This is a genomic window from Paenibacillus sp. IHB B 3415 (assembly GCF_000802655.2).
GTDB classification, from domain to species: domain Bacteria; phylum Bacillota; class Bacilli; order Paenibacillales; family Paenibacillaceae; genus Paenibacillus_AQ; species Paenibacillus_AQ phytohabitans.
The window spans coordinates 1-1,610 of the sequence record NZ_JUEI01000176.1 but is presented as its reverse complement, the minus strand read 5'-3'; the positions used below and the strand labels follow the sequence as shown (position 1 = coordinate 1,610).

Sequence of the window (1,610 nt, the reverse complement as noted above, 5' to 3'; positions counted from 1 at the left end):
CACAGTTTTCGTCAACTTCGCGTTATTTCTTATTGTGCTAACGGGAAACGTTAGTTTAATGAAACAGTGACAGTCTAGGACTTTATTTTCTTTTAACACAAAGGGCAGAAAACAGAGAAGAGAGAACAGAAGGCGGCGGGCAGAAGCTAGAGAGCAGTAGTAGTGAGTAGTGAGTAGTGAGCAGGGAGTAGAGGGGCACAATGTAATATGGCGGACTGGCAAAATAGAAGCTGTCATCTGCGTGTTTGAGGGCACTCACGCAGATGACAGCTGTATGTTAGTGTGTTTATTTGGTTAACCGGTTTGGCGTACGCATTCTGCGGGAAGCTTGTCTGCCGCGCAGCAGCTCCCAGAGGATGAAAGCGAGAATGAGCATTTGCGGCACAAAGGTCTCCCAGGTCGGATACAGGCCGAGCCAGCCGATGGATGGGAGGCTACTCTCCGCATGTGCCGGTATTTTGCCAGCCACTTGGAGCGCATGGATGCTCTCACCAAGGAAGCGGAACACGAGATAATAGATCAGCACTGTGGCGGTGCGGAAGAAGGCGGCAATCGGCAGTCTGGCGCTCAGGGCAATGATGGCATAGCCCAGAACGATCAGTACCGCAAGTGCGCCACCAATCCCGAGCATCAGCTGGGAAGTAGCGATAGCAGGAGCCATACCTGCATAGAAGATAGTTGTTTCCGCTCCTTCGCGCAGGATTGCCAGCGCAGCGATGAAGAACAGGTACCATAGATTGCCTTTGGCAAGCGCACCCTGCATCTGGCGGTCTACATACTTATTCCAGGCAGCCGTATTGGATTTACCGTGCAGCCAGCGGCCGACGGTGAGCATCATGACCACGGCGACCAGCCCCGCAATGCCTTCGATCAGCTCACGTGCTCCCCCGGAGGCTGCCTGCGAGATGGTATAGGTCAATAACACGGCGATGCCGATGCTTCCGGCCAGCCCCACCGCAGCCCCGGACCAGACCCAACGCCGGGCTGCGGGTTCTGCTTCCCTGCGCAGATAAGCGAGGAGTGCGGCGAGCACAAGAATCGCTTCGAGTCCCTCACGCAGCAGAATGAGTGCCGCATCCCACGCAGTATACGTCTGTTCTCCGGCCAGCGGAGTCAGCTCGGCGAGCATATTGTCCATGATCTCCAGCGCCCCGGCAAGCTTCGGAGGATCGGAGAGCAGATAGCCGGTGACGGCGGTGCTTTCATTCTCGATATTGGCATAGACCTTGGGCGAGGCGAGTTGTACGGCACCTTCTGCCGAAGGCCAAGCCGTGATGAACTGCTCCATCACTGCTGCTGCTGCCGGACTGTCTCCGGCTTCGGCAGAGGCTACAGCTTTGTTCAGGTAGCTGATCAGCCCTTCAATGGAGGCGGGCTCCGCTGCCGCACCACCGGTATCGACCGCCTTGCCCTCACTGTAGCCGGACAGCAGCGCAACCAGCGCCTCGGCTTCCGCCAGCGCGGCTTCTTCGCGGAGCGGCTCGGCCTGCAGCGCAATGCGCAGCAGGCTCATCTTCGTCTCCAGCAGGCCGTAGACGGCGGGATTGTCCCCGCGGATGCCGCGCTCCGCCGGCGTCCAGCCGTTCACGACGGCGCGGTAGGCTTCCGCC

At 58.4% G+C, this 1,610-nt stretch carries 1 protein-coding gene; it reads right to left on the bottom strand.

What is annotated here, in order from left to right; translation table 11 throughout:
• Positions 1 to 286 precede the first annotated feature (286 nt).
• Positions 287 to 1,610 (bottom strand): FTR1 family protein (locus QW71_RS35980; protein ID WP_039310826.1); only part of this gene is annotated, 1,324 nt, incomplete at its 5' end.